This window comes from Agrobacterium genomosp. 2 str. CFBP 5494, from assembly GCF_900013495.1.
GTDB classification, from domain to species: Bacteria; Pseudomonadota; Alphaproteobacteria; order Rhizobiales; family Rhizobiaceae; genus Agrobacterium; species Agrobacterium pusense.
The window spans coordinates 622558-642433 of the sequence record NZ_LT009718.1 but is presented as its reverse complement, the minus strand read 5'-3'; the positions used below and the strand labels follow the sequence as shown (position 1 = coordinate 642433).

At 58.3% G+C, this 19876-nt stretch carries 20 protein-coding genes; 11 read left to right on the top strand and 9 right to left on the bottom strand.

The window, feature by feature from the left end; all coding sequences use genetic code 11:
• Positions 1-198: 198 nt before the first annotated feature.
• Entirely contained in the window at positions 199-771 is a 573-nt protein-coding gene (hpf, locus tag AGR2A_RS03020; protein WP_003520085.1) for a ribosome hibernation-promoting factor, HPF/YfiA family, read from the top strand.
• A gap of 82 nt (positions 772-853) precedes the next feature.
• Positions 854-1315, top strand: coding sequence for a PTS IIA-like nitrogen regulatory protein PtsN (ptsN, locus tag AGR2A_RS03015; protein ID WP_004439537.1), 462 nt, complete (start codon positions 854-856; stop codon positions 1313-1315).
• A gap of 82 nt (positions 1316-1397) precedes the next feature.
• Here the strand turns inward: ptsN and grpE are convergent, their stop codons facing one another.
• Together grpE and hrcA are read right to left on the bottom strand one after the other, a co-directional pair.
• The gene (gene grpE / locus AGR2A_RS03010) at positions 1398-2033 is read right to left on the bottom strand and encodes a nucleotide exchange factor GrpE (protein ID WP_022555501.1); all 636 of its coding nucleotides are present in this window, start codon (positions 2031-2033) and stop codon (positions 1398-1400) included.
• Between the two features lie 112 nt (positions 2034-2145).
• Positions 2146-3237, bottom strand: coding sequence for a heat-inducible transcriptional repressor HrcA (gene hrcA, locus AGR2A_RS03005; protein ID WP_004439533.1), 1092 nt, complete (start codon positions 3235-3237; stop codon positions 2146-2148).
• A gap of 136 nt (positions 3238-3373) precedes the next feature.
• Between hrcA and rph the strand changes: the two genes are divergently transcribed.
• Genes rph through hemW form a run of 3 tightly spaced genes read left to right on the top strand, consistent with a single transcriptional unit; the run spans position 3374 to position 5957 of the window.
• A complete protein-coding gene (rph, locus tag AGR2A_RS03000; RefSeq protein ID WP_003503798.1) occupies positions 3374-4090 on the top strand; it encodes a ribonuclease PH in 717 nt (238 codons plus the stop codon).
• A gap of 17 nt (positions 4091-4107) precedes the next feature.
• Positions 4108-4752: an RdgB/HAM1 family non-canonical purine NTP pyrophosphatase gene (rdgB, locus tag AGR2A_RS02995; RefSeq protein ID WP_004439530.1), complete on the top strand. Its 645-nt coding sequence runs from the start codon at positions 4108-4110 to the stop codon at positions 4750-4752.
• A 5-nt stretch (positions 4753-4757) separates the two neighbouring features.
• On the top strand, positions 4758-5957 hold the full coding sequence (gene hemW, locus AGR2A_RS02990; RefSeq protein WP_072494849.1) for a radical SAM family heme chaperone HemW: 1200 nt from the start codon (positions 4758-4760) through the stop codon (positions 5955-5957).
• 67 nt (positions 5958-6024) lie between these two features.
• Here the strand turns inward: hemW and dnaA are convergent, their stop codons facing one another.
• From dnaA to mutM, 4 genes are all read right to left on the bottom strand, one after another.
• Positions 6025-7488: a chromosomal replication initiator protein DnaA gene (gene dnaA, locus AGR2A_RS02985; RefSeq protein WP_006699682.1), complete on the bottom strand. Its 1464-nt coding sequence runs from the start codon at positions 7486-7488 to the stop codon at positions 6025-6027.
• An 865-nt stretch (positions 7489-8353) separates the two neighbouring features.
• Positions 8354-8620, bottom strand: a complete 267-nt coding sequence (rpsT, locus tag AGR2A_RS02980; RefSeq protein WP_004439523.1) for a 30S ribosomal protein S20 — start codon at positions 8618-8620, stop codon at positions 8354-8356.
• 195 nt (positions 8621-8815) lie between these two features.
• Positions 8816-9589 (bottom strand): enoyl-CoA hydratase, encoded by a 774-nt coding sequence (locus tag AGR2A_RS02975; protein WP_004439522.1) that lies wholly within the window; start codon positions 9587-9589, stop codon positions 8816-8818.
• Positions 9590-9616: 27 nt separating this feature from the next.
• Positions 9617-10513, bottom strand: a complete 897-nt coding sequence (gene mutM, locus AGR2A_RS02970) for a bifunctional DNA-formamidopyrimidine glycosylase/DNA-(apurinic or apyrimidinic site) lyase (protein WP_072493869.1) — start codon at positions 10511-10513, stop codon at positions 9617-9619.
• Between the two features lie 143 nt (positions 10514-10656).
• Between mutM and ubiE the strand changes: the two genes are divergently transcribed.
• The 3 genes from ubiE to AGR2A_RS02955 all read left to right on the top strand — a co-directional run bounded on the left by ubiE (position 10657) and on the right by AGR2A_RS02955 (position 14119).
• Complete coding sequence (gene ubiE / locus AGR2A_RS02965) at positions 10657-11433, top strand: bifunctional demethylmenaquinone methyltransferase/2-methoxy-6-polyprenyl-1,4-benzoquinol methylase UbiE (protein WP_072493868.1); 777 nt, start codon at positions 10657-10659, stop codon at positions 11431-11433.
• Positions 11434-11469: 36 nt separating this feature from the next.
• A complete protein-coding gene (gene ubiB, locus AGR2A_RS02960; protein WP_004439518.1) occupies positions 11470-13044 on the top strand; it encodes a 2-polyprenylphenol 6-hydroxylase in 1575 nt (524 codons plus the stop codon).
• 160 nt (positions 13045-13204) lie between these two features.
• Positions 13205-14119 (top strand): sterol desaturase family protein, encoded by a 915-nt coding sequence (locus tag AGR2A_RS02955; protein WP_072493867.1) that lies wholly within the window; start codon positions 13205-13207, stop codon positions 14117-14119.
• An 8-nt stretch (positions 14120-14127) separates the two neighbouring features.
• Here AGR2A_RS02955 and AGR2A_RS02950 read toward each other — a convergent pair whose 3' ends face one another.
• The 3 genes from AGR2A_RS02950 to AGR2A_RS02940 form a co-directional block, all read right to left on the bottom strand.
• Complete coding sequence (locus tag AGR2A_RS02950; RefSeq protein ID WP_004439515.1) at positions 14128-14502, bottom strand: MmcQ/YjbR family DNA-binding protein; 375 nt, start codon at positions 14500-14502, stop codon at positions 14128-14130.
• Positions 14499-15704 (bottom strand): bifunctional phosphopantothenoylcysteine decarboxylase/phosphopantothenate--cysteine ligase CoaBC, encoded by a 1206-nt coding sequence (gene coaBC / locus AGR2A_RS02945; protein WP_080822393.1) that lies wholly within the window; start codon positions 15702-15704, stop codon positions 14499-14501. The genes AGR2A_RS02950 and coaBC overlap by 4 nt, the downstream gene beginning before the upstream one ends.
• A gap of 171 nt (positions 15705-15875) precedes the next feature.
• Positions 15876-17459 carry a peptide chain release factor 3 gene (locus AGR2A_RS02940; RefSeq protein ID WP_022555492.1) on the bottom strand — a complete coding sequence of 528 codons (1584 nt, stop codon included), beginning with the start codon at positions 17457-17459 and terminating at the stop codon, positions 15876-15878.
• 90 nt (positions 17460-17549) lie between these two features.
• On the opposite strand from AGR2A_RS02940, the gene dut reads away from it, so the two are divergent.
• The 3 genes from dut to cysK all read left to right on the top strand — a co-directional run bounded on the left by dut (position 17550) and on the right by cysK (position 19834).
• On the top strand, positions 17550-18020 hold the full coding sequence (gene dut, locus AGR2A_RS02935) for a dUTP diphosphatase (RefSeq protein WP_004439510.1): 471 nt from the start codon (positions 17550-17552) through the stop codon (positions 18018-18020).
• An 86-nt stretch (positions 18021-18106) separates the two neighbouring features.
• Entirely contained in the window at positions 18107-18724 is a 618-nt protein-coding gene (locus AGR2A_RS02930; RefSeq protein WP_006699689.1) for a LysE family translocator, read from the top strand.
• A 141-nt stretch (positions 18725-18865) separates the two neighbouring features.
• On the top strand, positions 18866-19834 hold the full coding sequence (gene cysK / locus AGR2A_RS02925) for a cysteine synthase A (RefSeq protein WP_080822392.1): 969 nt from the start codon (positions 18866-18868) through the stop codon (positions 19832-19834).
• Positions 19835-19876: the final 42 nt, after the last annotated feature.

Genomic DNA, 19876 nt, shown 5'->3' with positions numbered 1-19876 from the left:
CGCACCATTGACTCTTGCCGCGGCAAGGGCTAGAAGCCCGCCGCACACGTAAGCAAGGTCATTTGTAACGGATTCATCTCCACCGTCCATGGGCGTAAAATTCGAATGAGGGCTTTTTAAGGTCTTCGAAACGCTTGGATGCGCGCGCGGCTTGACGTAAGCTGGTACTCGCAAATCACTACAAAAAGGAAAATTTCCATGAGTGTGCGTGTATCTGGTAAACATATGGAGATCGGTGAATCTTTCCGTCAGCGGATTGAGGACAATATAGGTCTGGCGGTTACCAAATACTTCGATGGGGGGTATTCAGGCCAAGTGACCGTAGAGAAGTCCGGATCGCGTTTTGCGGCCGATTGCAAGCTGCATCTCGATACGGGCGTTGTATTGCATGCGGCGGGTCAGGCGAATGATCCGCAAGCGAGCTTCGATGCCGCCGCCGAGCGGATCGAAAAGCGCCTGCGTCGCTACAAGCGCAAGCTCAAGGACCATCACAATGGTGCGAACGGCGTGTCGCAGGAAATCGCCTATACGGTGATGGATGCTATTCCCGATGAGGACCACGAGGTCCCCGAAGATTACGCACCCACCATTGTGGCCGAGAGTTCGAAACAGATTAAGACCATGTCTGTTGCCAGTGCCGTGATGGCGCTCGACATGACCGACGAACCGGTTCTGCTGTTCCGCAGCCCGGGCAAGGAATATCTCAACATCGTCTACCGGCGTCACGACGGCAATATTGGCTGGATCGACGCGGAAACGATCAAGAGCTGAACAGTCTGACAAGACGTGGAAGGCAGAACGCGAAAGTGCATCTGCCTTCCGCCTCGTCTCGATGGCATGAAGGAAAAAGAGAATGGCGTTGGCAGATTTGCTGCAACAAGATGCGATTATTCCCGCCCTCAAGGTGAATTCCAAAAAGCAGCTGCTTCAGGAGCTGGCCGCAAAGGCAGCCAGAATTACCGGAGTCTCGGAACGGGAAGTGTTCGACGTCATCCTCCAGCGTGAAAAGCTCGGTTCCACCGGTGTGGGCCACGGCATTGCCATTCCCCATGGCAAGCTCAACAGCATCCAGCAGATCACCGGTGTTTTCGCACGTCTTGAAACGCCGGTCGATTTCGAAGCGCTGGACGATCAGCCTGTTGATCTGGTTTTCCTGCTGCTGGCGCCGGAAGGTGCCGGCGCCGACCATCTGAAGGCACTTTCACGCATTGCGCGTGCCCTGCGCGACCCTGAACTGGTGGCCAAGCTGCGTGCTACAGATTCCGATACGGCGATCTACGCCTTCCTTAATCAGGAACAGGCAACGGCTGCCTGACGGCAGGCCTTCTTTTCCCAGTTAATGGCAATAAAAAACGCGCTCTGAAGGCGCGTTTTTCGTTACGTCGGCACAAATGGCCTCAAGCGTCTTTTTCATTGACGGACGCGGTGCCCGGTTCGGCCGAGGCAGCGGTTTCCGCCTTCGGGCCACCCTTGGAGACACCGACCATGGCGGGGCGCAGAACGCGATCGCCAATGGTGAAACCGGCCTGAATCACCTGCAATACGGTATTGTTGGGAACCGTCGTGTTGGGAATCTCAAACATGGCCTGGTGGAAATTCGGGTCGAACTTCTGGCCCTCGGCATCGATCTTCTTCACGCCATGGCGTTCCAGCGTCGACAGCATCGAGCGCTCGGTCATTTCGACACCTTCAATCAAGCCATTCAGACCGGCTTCGCCATTGGTCTTGAGCTCAGCGGGAATGGCCTCGAGAGCGCGGCGAAGATTGTCTGAAACCGCCAGCATGTCGCGGGCAAAAGCGGCCATGGAATAGGTCTTGGCATCCTTCACGTCGCGTTCTGTGCGACGACGAAGATTGTCCATTTCCGCGGCAAGGCGCAGGAACTTGTCGCGCAGGTCGGCATTTTCCGCCTTGAGCGCTTCGACCGGATCGGGCTCCGCCGTTTCAGCCTGTTCTTCGCCTGCCTGAACAGGTTCGACAAACTCTTCCGCGACGTCCGCGTCAGGTCCGGGCTTTTTTGTATCGTCGGTCATGACGTTCTCCAGATTAGACTGTTAGTGGTTGCGCCCGATATCGAGCTTTGGCGGGCAAAAATCAAGGCTTGCGGCGAAAAGCTTGCCGCATTCTCCTTCCTTGCCGGCTTGTCTATCTCTGTTTGCGGGAAAGGCGGGCCATGATCTGCGCGGTGTAATCCACCATGGGCACGATACGGGCATAATTCAGCCTGGTGGGCCCGATGACGCCGACCGCACCAACGACACGATTGTCCTCGTCACGATACGGCGCGACGATGAGCGAGGAACCCGAAAGCGAAAAGAGCTTGTTTTCCGAACCGATAAAAATCCTCACTCCCGACCCACTTTCCGCGAGGTTGAGGATTTCAATGAGGTTTTCCTTACGCTCCAGATCGTCAAAGAGCAGGCGAACACGATCGATGTCTTCCTCGCCGGCCAGTCCCTCCAGCAGATTGGACCGTCCGCGAACGATGAGACGACCAAGCTTGCCGTCCTCGCTATCGCCCGCCCAGACAGCCAGACCGCGTTCGATGAGATCCTGTGCCAGCTTGCCGAGTTCGGACTGCAGCTCCGCCTGCTGCTTCTGGAACTGGCCACGCAATTCCTGCAGCGTCTGGCCGGACAGATGGGCATTGATGAAATTCGCAGCCTCGGTCAATTGTGACGAAGAAATGCCAGTCGGTAACTCTATGATGCGATTTTCGACCTGATTATGATCACCCACCAGCACGGCGAGCGCCTTGGTGGGTTCGAGCCTGATGAATTCGACATGCTTGAGCACCACATCGTTCTTGGCCGTCAGCACCAGGCCTGCGCCCCGCGACATCCCGGACAACATGCGGCTCGCCTCCGTCAGCAGCCCTTCCAGCGATTGCTCGTGACCGGCGACCGGCCCGATCTGACGATCGATGCTTGCGCGTTCCTCCGCTGGCAGATCGCCTACCTGCATGAAGGCATCAACGAAAAAGCGCAACCCGGTCTGGGTGGGAAGGCGCCCAGCGCTGATGTGAGGGGAATAGATGAGGCCCAGTTCCTCCAGATCGCTCATGACGTTCCGGACGGAGGCCGGTGAAAGCGACATCGGCAGCAGCCGCGACAGGCTGCGTGAGCCCAACGGTTCGCCGGTATCGAGATAACCTTCGACGATGCGCCGGAAAATTTCCCGCGACCGTTCATCGAGAAGCGATGCCTGATCTTTTGAAAGCGGTGCAGAAAAGCCCATTCGTCCGTTCTTTGTCGTCCATATCCTGTCTGCCATCAATATAATGCGTCGCGCGGCCGCGGCAAAATGGAAATTGGCTTTGCAAAAGCCAGGACCTCGCCTTAGAAGGCAGGGACCAACATGGAGAGTGGATCATATGCGGCCTTCAGGCAGAAAAACCGACCAGATGCGCAAGGTTTCCTTCGAGCGCAATTTCTCGAAACATGCTGAAGGCTCCTGTCTCGTGAAATTCGGCGACACGCATGTGCTCGTCACCGCAAGCCTCGAAGAAAAGACGCCGCCGTGGCTGCGCAACAGCGGCAAGGGCTGGGTTACCGCAGAATATGGCATGCTGCCGCGCTCCACCCATGAACGCATGAAGCGCGAAGCTGCTTCCGGCAAGCAGGGCGGCCGTACGCAGGAAATCCAGCGCCTCATCGGCCGCTCGCTGCGCGCCGTCGTTGACCTTCAGGCGCTCGGCGAACGCCAGATCAGCATCGATTGCGACGTCATCCAGGCCGATGGCGGTACCCGCACCGCCTCCATTACCGGCGCGTGGATCGCGCTGCACGATTGCCTGAAGTGGATGGAAACCCGCAACATGATCAAGGTCGAGAAAGTCCTGAAGGATCATATCGCGGCGATCTCCTGCGGTATATTCGCCAACCAGCCGGTTATCGATCTCGACTATCTCGAAGATTCCTCCGCCGAGACCGATGCGAATTTCGTCATCACCGGCTCGGGCGGCATCGTCGAGGTTCAGGGTACTGCTGAAGGCGCGCCCTTCTCCGAAGAAGAATTCCTGACGCTGCTCGGCCTGGCCAAAGCCGGCTGCAGCGAATTGGTCGCCCTTCAGAAACAGGCCATCGCCTGAGCCGACAGGAAAGCGTGATGCGCAAGCTCGATACCAGAACCATCGTCGTCGCCAGCCACAACAAAGGCAAGATTGCCGAAATTGCCGATCTGATCGGCCCTTTCGGCTTTTCCGCCAAGTCGGCGGCTGAGCTCAACTTCGAAGAGCCGGACGAGACAGGTACGACCTTCGAAGAAAATGCCGCCATCAAGGCGCTTGCCTCTGCGAAGGCATCCGGTCTTCCGGCTTTGTCCGACGATTCCGGTCTGGTTATCGACGCGCTTGACGGTGCGCCCGGTGTCTACACCGCCAATTGGGCGGAGACGGCCGACGGCACACGCGACTTCGCCATGGCGATGCGGAAAGTTGAAGATGCGCTGGCCGAGCACGGCGCATCGAAACCGGAAGATCGCACGGCCCGCTTTGTCAGCGTGCTGTGCCTGGCCTGGCCCGACGGTCATGTCGAGTATTTCCGTGGCGAGGTGGAAGGCACTGTCGTCTGGCCACCGCGCGGAACGAGCGGATTTGGCTATGATCCGATCTTCAAACCCGAGGGTTACGACACCACATTCGGTGAGATGACCGCGGACGAAAAACACGGCTGGAAACATGGCGACAGCTTTGCGCTATCGCACCGTGCCCGTGCGTTTAAAAAATTCGTAGAAACCTGCCTGGAGGCATGAACCCGATGGTCGGGGAGCACCAACTTTCTGCCCCCGGCGCATTGCTTCTGCCGGATACGGGCGATCCCGGTTTCGGGATTTATCTGCATTGGCCCTTCTGCGCGGCCAAATGCCCCTATTGCGATTTCAACAGCCATGTCCGCCACCGGCCGGTAGATCAGGAGCGGTTTACGGCTGCCTTCCTGCGTGAAATGGAACATATGCGGTCGCTGAGCGGCCCGCGCGTCGTCACCAGCATCTTCATGGGCGGCGGCACGCCATCGCTGATGGACCCGCAGACAGTCGCAGCACTTCTTGATGGCGTCTCGCGCTTCTGGCATGTGCCGGATGGTATCGAGATCACCATGGAAGCCAATCCTTCGAGCGTCGAGGCAGAGCGGTTTCGCGGTTACCGGGCGGCGGGCGTCAACCGCGTCTCTCTCGGTGTGCAGGCGCTGAATGACCGCGACCTGAAATTCCTCGGACGGCTGCATGATGTCGCTGACGCCCTGAAAGCCATCAGGCTGGCGCGTGAGATTTTCCCGCGTATGTCCTTCGACCTCATCTATGCCCGCCCGAACCAGACGGTGGCCGAATGGGACGCCGAGCTGAAGGAAGCAGTCTCCTATGCCGTTGACCATCTGTCGCTCTATCAGCTGACGATAGAAGAAGGCACGCCCTTCTACGGCCTGCACAAGGCCGGCAAACTCATCGTGCCAGATGGCGAGCATTCGGCCGTGCTTTATGAAGCCACTCAGGAAATCACCGAGCGTTACGGCATGCCGGCCTACGAGGTTTCCAACCATGCCCGGCCCGGTGCTGAAAGTCGCCACAACCTCACCTACTGGCGTTATGGCGATTACGCGGGCATCGGTCCTGGCGCGCATGGGCGCCTGACGCGCGGCTCCTCCAAGCTCGCAACGGCGACCGAACGCCACCCTGAGACCTGGCTGGAAACCGTTGAGCGGGAAGGCCACGGCATGATCGATCAGGAACTGCTCGGCGTCGATGAACAGGCCGACGAATTGCTGCTGATGGGCCTTCGCCTGCGGGAAGGCATCGATCTCGCCCGCTGGAGCGATCTTTCCGGACGCGACCTCGACCCGGAAAAGGAAGAGTTTCTTCTCCAGCACGGCTTTGTGGAGCGGCTCGGAAACTCCCGGCTGCGCTGCACCCCATCGGGCATGCTCATTCTGGACGCCGTCGTCGCCGACCTCGCCTGCTGACACCCGCGCATCCGGCTTTAGTCATCAAACAAGAAGAGAATAAAAAGCGGCCCGGAGGCCGCTTTTTTCATGCGTTGTTTTCGTTGATCAGGCGCTTCAGCAGCTCGACCTCATGACCGAGCTTGGTATCGCCGGAGATCAGCTCCTCGATCTTGCGCACCGCATGCAGAACCGTGGTATGGTCACGTCCGCCAAAACGGCGGCCGATCTCCGGGAAAGACCGCGGCGTCAGCATCTTCGCCAGATACATGGCGATCTGGCGTGGCTTGACGATGACTCGGGTGCGGCGGTTGGACACCAGTTCCTGCCGCGACACGTTGTAATGCTTGGCGACGATCCGCTGAATATCCTCAATACGCACGCGCTTGGCCTCGCCCGTGCCGACGAGATGCGACAGTAGTTCATCGACCCGGTCGACCGACAGATTCGGTTCGAAAGAGCGCCGGAACATCAGCTGGTTGAACGCACCCTCAAGTTCGCGACCGCTCGCCGTAACGCTTTTGGCGACATGGGTCAGGATTTCGTCCGAAATATCAAAGGAAGGATCTTCCTGACGGGCCGAACCGAGGCGGCGGTTGAGCATTTCATAACGCATGTCGTAATCGGGCCCTTCGATCTCGATGGCCATGCCGCCCTGAAGGCGGGAGCGCACGCGCGGATCGAGCGATTCCAGTTCCCATGGAGCGCGGTCAGCCGCAACCACGACCTGCTTGGCGCTGTCGAGCAGCATGTTCAGCAGGTGGCAGAATTCGTGCTGGATCATCTTGCCCTGCAGAAACTGCATGTCATCGATGACGAGCAGATCGATATTGCGCAGCGTATCCTTCAGCGTCAGAGCGTCATTGTCACGGATCGCGGTTGCGAAACGCCACATGAAATATTCGGCCGTCAGATAAACCACGCGCGGATTGCGCGGGCTGTCGATGGCCGCATTCGCGATGGCCTGCAGAAGATGTGTCTTGCCGAGGCCCACACCCGCATGGATGAACAGCGGATTAAAACGCACGGCACCAGCGCCGGCTTCTGCGATCGTCTTTGCGGCTGCAAGCGCAACACGGTTGGAGGAACCTTCTACAAACGTCTCGAAGGTGAAACGGGTATCCAGCGGTGACCCGAACAGCGGACCGGAGCCGCCCTGACGCAGGGTTGCCTGCGCGGCCACGGGCTGCGCAGAAGGCGCCGCCGCGGGCTGCTGCGGGACAAAAGGCTTGTTGCGCTGAACCGCCCCGATTTCCTGAGCGGGCTGTGTCCGTTCCTCAGCCTGGGCCGGGCGCACCGGGCGGCTGGCCGAGCGGACCAGAATCTCCACCTTCAGCACATCCGGATCCTCGCTCTGCACGAGGCTGGTGATCAGGTCCATATAACGGTTATTGATCCAGGACTTCAGAAAGGTCGTCGGAACGGTAAAACGAACGACGCTTTTTGAAACGGAATGGAGTTTCAGCCGTGCAAACCAGCTCGCATAGACTTCCGGACCAACCTGTGCCTTGAGCCGCGCGCTAAAACGTTCAAACAGCGCATCATGCTTCATTGCCGATTTGTCCCCTGCCGCCTCTGAGCAAGCTGCATCACATGCCTTTGGTGCGCGGTCCCCATCAGCCACCGCACCCATCGCCAAATTCAATTGCATATTGCCGCCTTTCAAATTGCCAATCATAGCCTGACGATCAAAATAGATCGCCAGAGATCCCCCTCGTTTATTCCCGCCTCCAGCGTTCCCCTCGAAAGAACGTCAAAGACTATTCTCGTTTGCGAGCCGGTTTCCCATTTCTCTCTCCCTCATGGAGAGGCCTGCGACACGCTCAAAACGCTCCTTTCGCCACAACCTTAAGGCGCATTTTTGAGGACAAAAAGCTCCCGCCCGTTCCGAGACCGAAACGGTACAAAAAGCTCCATGACCTGAAAAAACGGACCTCGAAAGACCCGTCAGCAAGAAGGTGAATATCGTCGATACGAACATCGAGATAATCTGTGGACTGAGATCCGCACCCCTTGTTGGAATGCATTTAGGCAGGATCGTGGGGAGAGATCAATGGCGTTTTTTCTGCAAAAACGTAGATCGGCCATTGACTCGCAAAGGCCGTTTTGCATCACCGTCAAGGTTCAAAGCAGAATCGCTTATGAATCAATGAGATTCAATTTTGGCGTTTTTTGAGAGCCTGTTTTGGCAAAAAAATAAAAATCTTCTTGACTCAAAACTTGCCCCGACTTCCGTAGAGCAAGCTTCCCATTTTGGAGAAGACCTCCAGCAAGTAATTGTTTTTGCTTAGTTTTTCCTGTCGTTCAGTTGACACGCATTTGTCACGTTACGGGAGGAATGATTAACAGGCGGTTAGAATCAGAAAAAGCCCGGTCAAAGACCAGGCTTTTTGAATAATTATTTGTAATTAGCCGGATTAGGCGGAAAGAGCCTTCACGCGCTGTGCAAGACGCGACACCTTACGGGATGCCGTGTTGCCATGCAGAACGCCCTTCGTAGCGGCGCGCTGGATCTCGGGCTGAGCTGCCTTCAGAGCTTCGGTAGCGACAGCGAGATCACCGGTAGCGATTGCTTCCTCGACCTTGCGGATGAAGCCGCGAACGCGCGAACGGCGAGCCTTGTTGACTGCGGTACGGCGAGCGATCTTGCGGGTCGCCTTTTTCGCCGAAGTTGTATTGGCCATGTATGCCTCTCTTCGAATTCAAACCAAATTCCGCAACCAGAGGATCGGGTCTTTCGAAGACCTCACGTAACCCAAGAATGCGGGAGTAATTTCGGACAAGCCGGATGGCTTTCCTTAACCGTGGGCGGGCATATACCGCTAAAGCTTACGCCCGTCAACGCGCAAAACGCTTAAAAGCGCCGATATTCCGAATCCTTAGCGATTCCGGAAAGCAGGTTTGCGCTTTTCGACGAAGGCCGCCATGCCCTCCTTCTGATCTGCCGTGGCGAAAAGCGACTGAAAGGACCGTCTTTCATATCTCAGACCTTCCGAAAGCGGCACTTCGAAGGAACGATTGACACTTTCCTTGGCCATGAGCACGGAGGCACGCGACAGCGACGCGATGCGGGTGGCGGCCTCCACCGCCTCGTCCATCAGGTTCGCGGCCGGTACGATTCTCGATACGAGACCGGCGCGCTCGGCTTCCGCCGCATCCATCATGCGTCCAGTCAGAACGAGGTCCATCGCCTTTGCCTTACCCACCGCACGCGTCAGCCGCTGGGAGCCGCCCATGCCTGGAATGACACCCAGCGTGATCTCCGGCTGGCCGAACTTTGCCGTATCGGATGCTATGATGAAGTCGCACATCATGGCGAGTTCGCACCCGCCCCCGAGGGCAAAGCCGGAAACGGCGGCGATGACGGGTTTGCGGGTGGCCGCAACCTCGTCCCAGCCGCCAAGAAAATCGCCGACATAAGCATCGACGAAATCCAGCCCCTGCATTTCCTTGATATCGGCGCCAGCCGCAAATGCCTTCTCAGAGCCGGTGATAACGACCGCACCGATGGAATCGTCCACGGAAAATGAAGACAGGATGTGTCGCAGCTCTTTCAGAAGCACGGAATTGAGTGCGTTTAGCGCCTTTGGACGATTGAGCGTGATGACCCCTACCTCGTCGCGCTTTTCGACCAATATCGTTTCATAATCCACGGCAGTCTCCCCTTCTCCGTCGTTGGTTCATTTCTGGCAGGCGGCGCAATAAAAGGTGGAGCGGCCAGCCTGCACCACCCTTTCAACCGTACCCCTGCAGCCGGGGGTACGGCAAGGCTGCCCCTCCTGATCGTAGACCGAAAAGGAATGCTGGAAATAACCAAGCGTTCCGTCCGTCTGTATATGGTCGCGCAATGATGAGCCCCCGGCGGCGATGGCATCGGCGATGACGTCGCGGATTTTCTCTGTCAGATCGACGAGTTGTGCTTTGGGCTTGCCAGCTTTCGTCACCAGCGTTCCCGCCGCCCGCAGTGGCGACAGATGCGCACGCCAGAGCGCCTCGCAGACATAGATATTGCCGAGGCCGGCAATGACCTTCTGGTCCAGCAGCGTGCTTTTCAGCGGTTGGCTTTTACCGTCGAACCGGCTCGCGAGATAATCCGCGCTCAGCGTATTGCCTGTTGGCTCCGGGCCAAGTTCCGCTAAGGCGGGATAAAGATCGAGCTTGCTGCGCTCCACCAGATGCATGAAGCCGAAGCGACGCGGATCATTGTAGATAACGCAGATGCGCTCTTCGCCTTTATCCAGATGAAAGACGACGTGGTCGTGCTTGCCGTCCTTCGAGCGGGGATGGTGGAACACGCCGGGTATGCTGCCTTCTGCATCGGCTTCCGCTTCCACGCGGAAAGAGCCGGACATGCCGAGATGGGACACGATTGTCAGCCCGTCCTCCAGCTCGATCAGAAGATATTTTGCCCGCCTTCCGAGCGAGATGATTGTCTTCCCCTCGATAAGCCCCGCGAAATCCTCTGGAAACGGAAACCGCAGGTCGGGGCGGCCGAGATGGAGCTTGCGAACCCTTGCCCCTTCCATGGCGGGAGCAAGGCCGCGTCTGACGGTTTCGACTTCTGGCAATTCTGGCATCTGGCTTATCCGGCAGTTTTTCGTTAGGACCATGTGGTCTATAAAGTGCACGCGAAATGTCGCGCCCAGGCGATGCGGCAACAGATAGCGTCGCCATGGCGTTTCCGCTATGGTCCGCCACGCAATAAATATGGAGACAGACGATGACCGACGCCCGTACCACCGCCCAAGGCGGCATGGAAACGTCCTATGGCTTCCACAAGGTGGACGAAGGCCAGAAGCAGGGGATGGTCAACGAGGTCTTCCACAAGGTGGCCAAGCGCTACGATATCATGAATGACGTGATGTCGGCCGGCCTGCACCGGCTGTGGAAGGACGCCATGGTGTCCTCGCTTTCGCCGCGCAAGGATCCCTCCTACAGGGTTCTGGACGTGGCTGGTGGTACCGGGGATATTGCCTTCCGGATCATCGAAGCTTCCAACCGTCTGGCGCATGCCACCGTTCTCGATATCAACGGCTCAATGCTTGCCGTCGGCGAAGAGCGCGCGGCGAAAAAGAAGCTTTCGGACAATTTGACCTTCGTGGAGGCCAATGCCGAGGAACTACCTTTTGAGGCGAACAGCTTCGACGCCTATACGATTGCCTTTGGCATTCGCAATGTTCCGCGCATCGACGTTGCGCTGAAGGAAGCGCACCGTGTGCTGAAGCGCGGCGGGCGGCTTCTGGTGCTGGAGTTTTCCGAAGTTGAGATGCCGCTGCTTGATCGCGTCTACGACGCGTGGTCGTTCAATGCCATTCCGCAATTCGGCAAGATGATCACCGGCGACGCCGAACCCTATCAGTATCTGGTCGAATCGATCCGTAAATTCCCCAATCAGGAGAATTTTGCGACGATGATCCGCACCGCCGGCTTCTCCCGCGTGACCTATACCAATTACACCGGCGGCATCGCCGCCCTGCATTCCGGCTGGAAGCTCTAAGACCATGGCCGGCACAGGCAGGAGACAAGCATAAGCATGAGCACTTTGGGCGCATATTTCCGCCTCGCAAGGGTTGGCTGGGTTCTCGTGCGCGAAGGCGTCGTGCTGGCCCTGCCGTCCGATGACCTGCCCGCTCCCGCGCAGGTGTTAAAAGCCCTGCTGAAGCCATTCGCCCGTAGCAAGGCGAAAAGAGCGCAGCGTAGTGATCGGCTGGCGGTGGCCGTCGAGCGGCTTGGGCCGTCCTATGTGAAGATGGGTCAGTTTCTGGCCACCCGTCCGGATGTGGTGGGCGCGGAGTTCGCAGACGATCTCGCAAGCCTTCAGGACCGCATGGCCTTTTTCCCAGCAGCCGCCGCCAAAGCGAATATCGAGGGATCGCTCGGACGGCCGGTTTCGGAACTCTACAGGGAATTTGGCGACCCGATCGCCGCCGCCTCCATCGCCCAGGTCCATCCGGCGATTGTGGATACGCCAAAGGGGCCACGCAAGGTTGCCGTGAAGGTGATCCGTCCCGGCGTGCGACAACGCTTCCAGAACGATCTCGAGGCGATGTATCTGATCGCCGACCTGCAACAGCGCTTTGTCCGCTCGGCCCGTCGTCTGCGCCCGGTCGAAGTGACGCGCACGCTGGAGCAGACCACCAAGATCGAGATGGATCTGCGGCTTGAGGCCGCCGCCCTTTCCGAGCTTGCGGAAAACACCAGGCAAGATCCCGGTTTTCGTGTTCCCGAAGTCGACTGGGAACGCACCGGTCGTGACGTCGTCACCATGGAGTGGATCGACGGCGTCAAGATGTCGGACATTGAAGGCCTGAAGGCCGCCGGTCACGACCTGAACAAGCTCGCCGACACACTGATTCAGTCCTTCCTGCGGCACACCCTGCGCGACGGTTTTTTCCATGCCGACATGCATCCCGGCAATCTTTTCGTCGATCCGCAGGGCATGATAGTCGCGGTCGATATGGGCATCGCCGGACGGCTCGGGAAAAAGGAGCGGCGGTTTCTCGCCGAAATCCTCTACGGCTTCATCACGCGCGATTACATGCGGGTGGCGGAAGTACATTTCGAGGCCGGTTACGTGCCGGGCCATCACGACATAGCGAGTTTCGCGCAGGCGATCCGCGCCATCGGCGAGCCAATTCACGGCCAGCCGGCCGAGACGATCTCCATGGGCAAGCTCCTGACCCTTCTCTTTGAAGTCACCGAGCTTTTCGACATGGAAACCCGGCCGGAACTCGTGATGCTGCAAAAGACCATGGTGGTGGTTGAAGGCGTGTCGCGTATGCTCAATCCGCGCTTCAACATGTGGAAGGCGGCTGACCCTGTTGTCAGTGGCTGGATAAGGGACAATCTTGGCCCGAAACGTATCGTGACCGATCTGAAAGACGGCGTGAAGGCCGCCCTGAAGCTCGCCGAGGCAGCGCCGGAAATCGCCGCCAAGACGGAGAAGCTGCATTCCGAACTGATGTATATGAGCGAGCACGGCTTGCGTTTCGACGCCCAGACCGCAGAAGCCATCGGCAGGGCGGAAGCGCGCCATACCAGATGGGGGCGGATAGCGCTGTGGGTTATTGCGCTGACGCTTGTCTTTATTGCCATCAAGGTAAGCTGAACATCTCGGCACGTTTCCGTGCCATGTTTGTGTAACGTCTCGAGGTAATAAAGACCTGGCCTTTCCTCGGGTCAGGCAGTTGTGCGGGTAAGGGCTGCTTTGAAGCCGCGATAGTGCGCGGGTGTTAGAGACGGATGGTGCCGGACGGGATTTGATTGTGATGGCAAAAGCGCAGATACTGAAACAGACCCTCTCCTATTCCTCCTGGCCACTCGTCTTTGTTGGCGGCCTCGTGGGGTCTTATTTCGCCTTCACGAGCAGCCATCCGATCGCGGCGTTTCTCAGTGTTTATGCCTGCGCGGTTATCACTCTCTTTCTTCTCGAACGCTATATTCCCTATGAAGTCGAATGGCTCGAAGGGGATGGCGAGACAATGACGAGCATCGGCCACACGCTTTTGACCAAGGGGCTGGTGCAACTTGCCGCCGCAGCATCGGCCATCTTCCCGATGCTGGCCGCGAACGTGCTCCAGCCGCTTGCCGCAATGCGCTTTGACCTGTGGCCATCGCATCTGCCAATGGTGGTGCAGGTCTCGCTTGCGGTAACGATTGCCGAATTCGGTCTCTACTGGGCCCATCGCATCGCGCATGAAACCGTTTTTTTCTGGCGGTTCCATGCCCTGCATCACAGCGTCGTACGGCTATGGGTCGTCAATACCGGGCGGTTCCATGTGGCCGATTCCCTTTTCAAGATCGCGCTCAGCCAGATTCCGCTTTATTTCATGGGTGCGCCGCTGCAGGTGTTCTGGTGGCTGGGTGCTGTGACCGCATTCATCGGTATCTTGACCCATTGCAATGTCGACATGAAAACGGGTGTGCTCGACTATGTCTTCAGCACGCCGCGCCTACATCGTTGGCACCATTCAAAACAGCTTCCGGAAGGCAATACCAATTACGGCGAAAACCTCGTCATCTTCGATATTCTCTTTGGCTCCTACCATAACCCTGACCGACCCTCATCAACTGATATCGGCATCAAGGGTGAGATCGCCAAGGGGTTTTTGCCACAGCTCGTGCAGCCCTTCACCAAAGAAGGCGTCCGCCAGATCATCGGCAAGGACAAAAAGGTCAATTGAAGCGGAAATTACAGGGCGGGTGCGGGATCGATCACGATGCCCAGCTCGCCCCGCAGTTTTTTTGTCAGGCCGGCTGCCACAAGCTCATAGGAGCGGCGCACATAGTGCTCCACTTCTTCCCGTTCGAGCGGAGAATGATCGGCAATCGATATCCATTTGCGTTTGGCAAAATACGGCGCCTGGGCGATCCCTTCGAGCGCAGTGAGGATTTCAAAGCTCTCCTCCGAGCATTTCACCACCAGCCGCCAGTCTTCCCGTTCGCCCAGCACGGCAAAGACCTTGTCGCCCACCTTGGCAACATGCGAATCCCATTGATCGACGAAACGCACGCCCGGCCATTCGCCAAGCATCCTGTCGAATGTCTTGCGATCAAAGATGGTCATGTGAGTTTCTCCGCGACAAAGGCTGCCAGACGTTTTGCCACTTCGGCCTTATCGAGATCCGGCCATGCCTCAACACCCTCAGCCGAAATGATTTTCACGCTGTTGCGGTCTCCACCCATGATTCCGGTTTGCGCCGAGACGTCGTTGGCGACGATGTAATCCGCGCCCTTGCGTTCCAGCTTGGCGCGACCGTTTTTTTCCACGTCCTGCGTTTCGGCAGCGAAGCCCACCACAAGCTTTGGACGGTATTCATGGTGGCCGACGGTTTTGAGAATATCGGGATTTTCTGTCAGCTGGAGCGCCGGCGGCGCATCACCCGGCTGTTTCTTGATCTTTTGTTCTGATGAACCCGCCACCCGCCAGTCGGCGACGGCGGCAACCATGACGGCGATATCCGACGGCAGCCTTGAGATCACCGCGTCCCGCATTTCTTCGGCGCGCTCGACATGGATTACCGTCACACCGGCGGGATCAGCAATGGTCACCGGCCCGGAAACCAGCGTTACGTCTGCACCGAGTTCCGCGAGAGCCGCTGCAATCGCATGGCCCTGCTTGCCCGATGAACGGTTGGCGATGTAGCGCACGGGATCGATCGGCTCATGCGTAGGGCCGGAGGTCACGATCGCCGTCTTGCCCTTCAGGGGCTTCGTCCCCCCATCCAGCAGCGCTTCAACGGCTTGGACGATCTGTAAAGGCTCCGCCATTCGGCCGAGACCAGCCTCCCCCTTCTCAGCCATCTCGCCGGCCATTGGTCCGACGAAAAACACACCGTCTTTCTTCAGCGTATCGACATTGCGCATTGTTGGCTTTGCCGACCACATTTTTGGGTTCATCGCCGGCGCAACCAGCACCTTGCGGTCGGTCGCAAGAAGGACCGCCGAAGCTAGATCATCGGCCAAACCATGTGCCATCTTCGCCATGAGATCGGCGGTGGCGGGCGCCACGAGCACGAGATCGCAATCGCGCGCCAGCCTGATATGGCCAACATCCTGCTCGTCCTGCCGTGAAAAAAGCTCCGTGAAAACATGGGTGGCAGACAATGCACCAACGGCGAGCGGGGTGATAAATTCCTGCGCGCCTTTCGTCATGACAGGCGTAATCTTTGCGCCGCGCTCTTTCAGACGGCGGATGAGGTCGAGGCTCTTATAGGCCGCGATGCCGCCTGATATGATGAGGAGAATATGTTTGTCTGAAAGCGCCATGATGCCGGACCAGTTTCCCGTTTCAGCGGGAAACTAGAGCATTTTCGGTGAAAACGTAATCACCTTCAATGCTCTAGCCCTTTGTTTTTCGCATTTCTGGACGGAAAACCGCTTGCGCATTTTTCCTGAAAATGCTCGGCCCTTGGCATACAAAGTGCAACCCGGCCGATATCACGCCGCCTTGGCGACGTGATATTCCTTGATCGCAACCATCTTGATAGCGGGGAAACGCTCGGATTCATAACGCAGCGAAAAGGCATCCTGCGCCAGAAATACCGGATCGCCATCCAGGTCGCGGGCGATATCGCCACGCTTGACGTTGAGGAACTTGTCCATTTCTGCCGGCTGATCGGACGAAATCCAGCGGCAGACCGAGAAGCGCGACATTTCGAAGGAAACCGGCAGGCCATATTCGCCCATCAGCCGTTCCTTCAACACGTCAAGCTGCAGCGCACCGACGACGCCGACGATGGCTGGCGAGCCGTCTTCCGGCGAAAAGAGCTGCACGACGCCCTCTTCCGCCATTTGCTGGAGGGCTTCCTTCAGCTTCTTCGCCTTCATCGCATCTTCCAGACGCACACGGCGCAGGATTTCCGGCGAGAAGTTCGGCACACCCTGGAACACGAGGTTTTCACCCTCGGTCAGCGTATCGCCGATGCGGAGCGTGCCGTGGTTCGGAATGCCGACCACATCACCTGCAAAGGCTGTGTCGGCCAGCTGGCGTTGCGAGGCGAAGAAGAATTGCGGCGCGGTGAGTCCCATCTGCTTGCCGGTGCGTGACAGGCGCGCCTTCATGCCGCGCTCCAGCTTGCCGGAGCAGATGCGGGCAAAGGCGATACGGTCGCGGTGGTTCGGGTCCATATTGGCCTGAATCTTGAAGACGAAGGCAGTCATTTTGTCTTCGGCCGCATGCACGGTGCGGGTATCCGCCACCTGATCGCGCGGCGGCGGTGCGAAATCGCCGAGCGCATTGATAAGGTCACGCACACCGAAATTGCGCAGCGCCGAACCGAAGAAGACCGGCGTCATATGGCCTTCGAGGAAAGCCTGCCGATCGAAGGGACGGCAGGCTTCCATCGCCAGTTCCGTTTCTTCGATGAAAGCATCGCGCTCATTTTCCGGCAGTCGATCCGCCACCGCCTGCGGGCCGTTAACCTTCATGGCCTCCACCTGCGTGTCGACGCCGCGGAACGTGCTGTCGGCAAGATGATAGGCGCCGCAGAAGGTTTTGGCGCGGCCCACCGGCCAGGTGATCGGCGCCGTATCGAGCGCGAGCTTCTCCTCCACCTCGTCCAGTATCTCAAACGGGTCGCGGCTTTCGCGGTCCATCTTGTTGATGAAGGTGATGATCGGAATATCGCGCATGCGGCAGACTTCGAACAGCTTCAGCGTGCGCGGCTCGATACCCTTGGCGGCGTCGATGACCATGATCGCCGCATCCACGGCCGTCAGCGTACGATAGGTATCGTCGGCGAAATCTTCGTGGCCGGGCGTATCGAGGATATTGAAGACGCGGTCGTTATATTCGAAAGTCATGACCGACGTGACGACAGAAATGCCGCGCTCGCGCTCGATCTTCATCCAGTCCGAACGGGTCTGGATGCGGTCCTTTTTCGCCTTCACCTCACCGGCAAGCTGAATCGCTCCGCCGAACAGCAGCAGCTTTTCGGTGAGCGTGGTTTTACCCGCGTCCGGGTGCGCGATAATAGCAAAGGTGCGGCGGCGGGAGACCGCCTCGGCAAGTGTTTCGGCCATCTGACAAATCCTGTGGAATTGCGGGGTATCTAGCGTTTCAGGCCCGGTTTTGCAATTGACCTTGCCGCGATCTCGGCAAACTAATGCCGCATGACCGTTCAAAACAACAATCTGCCTCCTCTTCGTCTCGCCCGCCTCGCCCACGGCGCGGGCCTTGAACTCCCCTCTTACGAGACCGGCGGCGCCGCCGGCATGGACCTGCGTGCAGCTGTGTCCGTGGGTGAGCCGTTGACCCTGAAACCCGGTGAACGGGCGCTGGTGCCGACCGGTTTCGTGTTCGAAGTTCCCGCCGGTTATGAGGCGCAAATCCGCCCCCGCTCCGGCCTTGCCATCAAGAACGGCATCACCTGCCTCAATTCCCCGGGCACGGTGGACAGCGATTATCGCGGTGAGGTGAAAGTCATCCTCGCCAATCTCGGCCAGGACGATTTCGTCGTCGAGCGCGGCATGCGCATTGCGCAGATGGTCATCGCGCCCGTGACGCAGGTGACTGTTGTCGAAGTGATGGAAACTTCGCAGACGGCGCGTGGCGTCGGCGGTTTCGGCTCTACCGGCGTTTAGCGACACCCCTGGTGCAGAGGAGCGGACTGATTGTCTTTGCCCGGCATTTTCGCTATGGATCTGGCGGATTTTCAGGGAACACGATCATGACGCTGACCACCCTATTCGCTTATGCCACCGCCCTCTTCATCGCTGCCGCCATTCCCGGCCCCGGCATGACGGCAATCGTGGCGCGGGCGCTGGGTTCGGGCTTTCGGGAAACCTTTTTCATGGGTCTCGGGCTGGTGCTTGGCGACATGATCTATCTGACCGCTGTGATCCTGGGGCTGGCCTTCGTCGCGCAGACCTTTCAGGAGGCCTTCATGGTCCTGAAATTTGCAGGTGCGGCCTATCTTCTCTATATCGCCTGGAAGCTCTGGACCGCCGGTCTCTTGCCGCAGGACCTGAAGGCGAAGAAGAGCACCAGCATGTCCATGTCCTTCCTGTCCGGCCTGCTGATCACCCTCGGCAATCCAAAAACCATGCTTTTTTATGTGGCGCTGGTGCCGACGCTGATCGACATCCGCATGATCGGCCCTTCGGAATATGCAACGCTTCTTGCCATCACCTTTGTCGTGCTGATGGCGGTTCTCCTGCCTTACATCCTGCTTGCGGCCAAAGCGCGCAACCTCCTGAAAAGACCGAGCGCCCTGACAATTCTCAACCGCACCGCGGCGGGTATTCTGGCCGGAACCGCGACGATGATCGCCATCCGCAGCACGTAAAACAAATTCGTGCATTTCCGCGATCTGGCGTGAAATTATTCCCGCAATTCACGGATATTAGGACGAACGTTCGCTAGCTTGCGGAGGTTATTGCTCCTATTCTGCCGCTCAAATCTTGCGGTCTTTACACAGGAGAGCATCATGCCGGAAGCCAGAAAGCCCGGACGCGGACGCGTCTATTCCTCGATTACGGAAACAATCGGCGATACACCGATCGTGCGGCTCGACAAGCTGGCGAAGGAAAAAGGCGTGAAGGCCAACCTTCTTGCCAAGCTCGAATTTTTCAATCCCATCGCTTCGGTGAAGGACCGCATCGGCGTCGCCATGATTGAAGCTCTGGAAGCCCAGGGCAAGATTACGCCCGGAAAGACGACGCTGGTGGAACCGACCTCCGGTAATACGGGGATTGCGCTCGCCTTCGCTGCCGCCGCGAAAGGCTACAAGCTGATCCTGACCATGCCTGAAACCATGTCGGTCGAGCGTCGGAAAATGCTGGCTCTCCTGGGCGCGGAACTGGTGCTGACCGAAGGCCCGAAGGGCATGAAGGGCGCCATCGCCAAAGCGCAGGAACTGGCAGAAACCCTGCCTGACGCCATCATTCCGCAGCAGTTTGAAAACCCCGCCAATCCGGAGATCCACCGCAAGACGACGGCTGAAGAAATCTGGAACGACACCGAAGGCACGGTTGATATTCTGGTCTCGGGTATCGGCACCGGCGGCACGATCACAGGCACGGGTCAGGTTCTGAAATCCCGCAAGCCCGAGGTGAAGGTGATTGCGGTGGAGCCCGCCGACAGCCCCGTTCTTTCCGGTGGCAACCCCGGCCCCCACAAAATTCAGGGCATCGGCGCCGGTTTTGCCCCCACCATTCTCGACACCGGCATTTATGACGAGATCGTCACCGTCACCAATGATGAGGCTTTCGAAACCGCACGTCTGGCGGCGAGGCTGGAAGGCGTGCCCGTTGGCATCTCCTCGGGTGCGGCGCTGGCGGCGGCAATCAAGGTCGGTGCGCGTGAGGAAAATGCCGGCAAGAACATTGTCATCATCATTCCCTCCTTCGCGGAACGTTATCTTTCGACAGCACTTTTCGAAGGGCTTGGGCTCTAGCCCCTTCTCGGCACCCAGTTGCGGAAGAGCGAATATTTGACG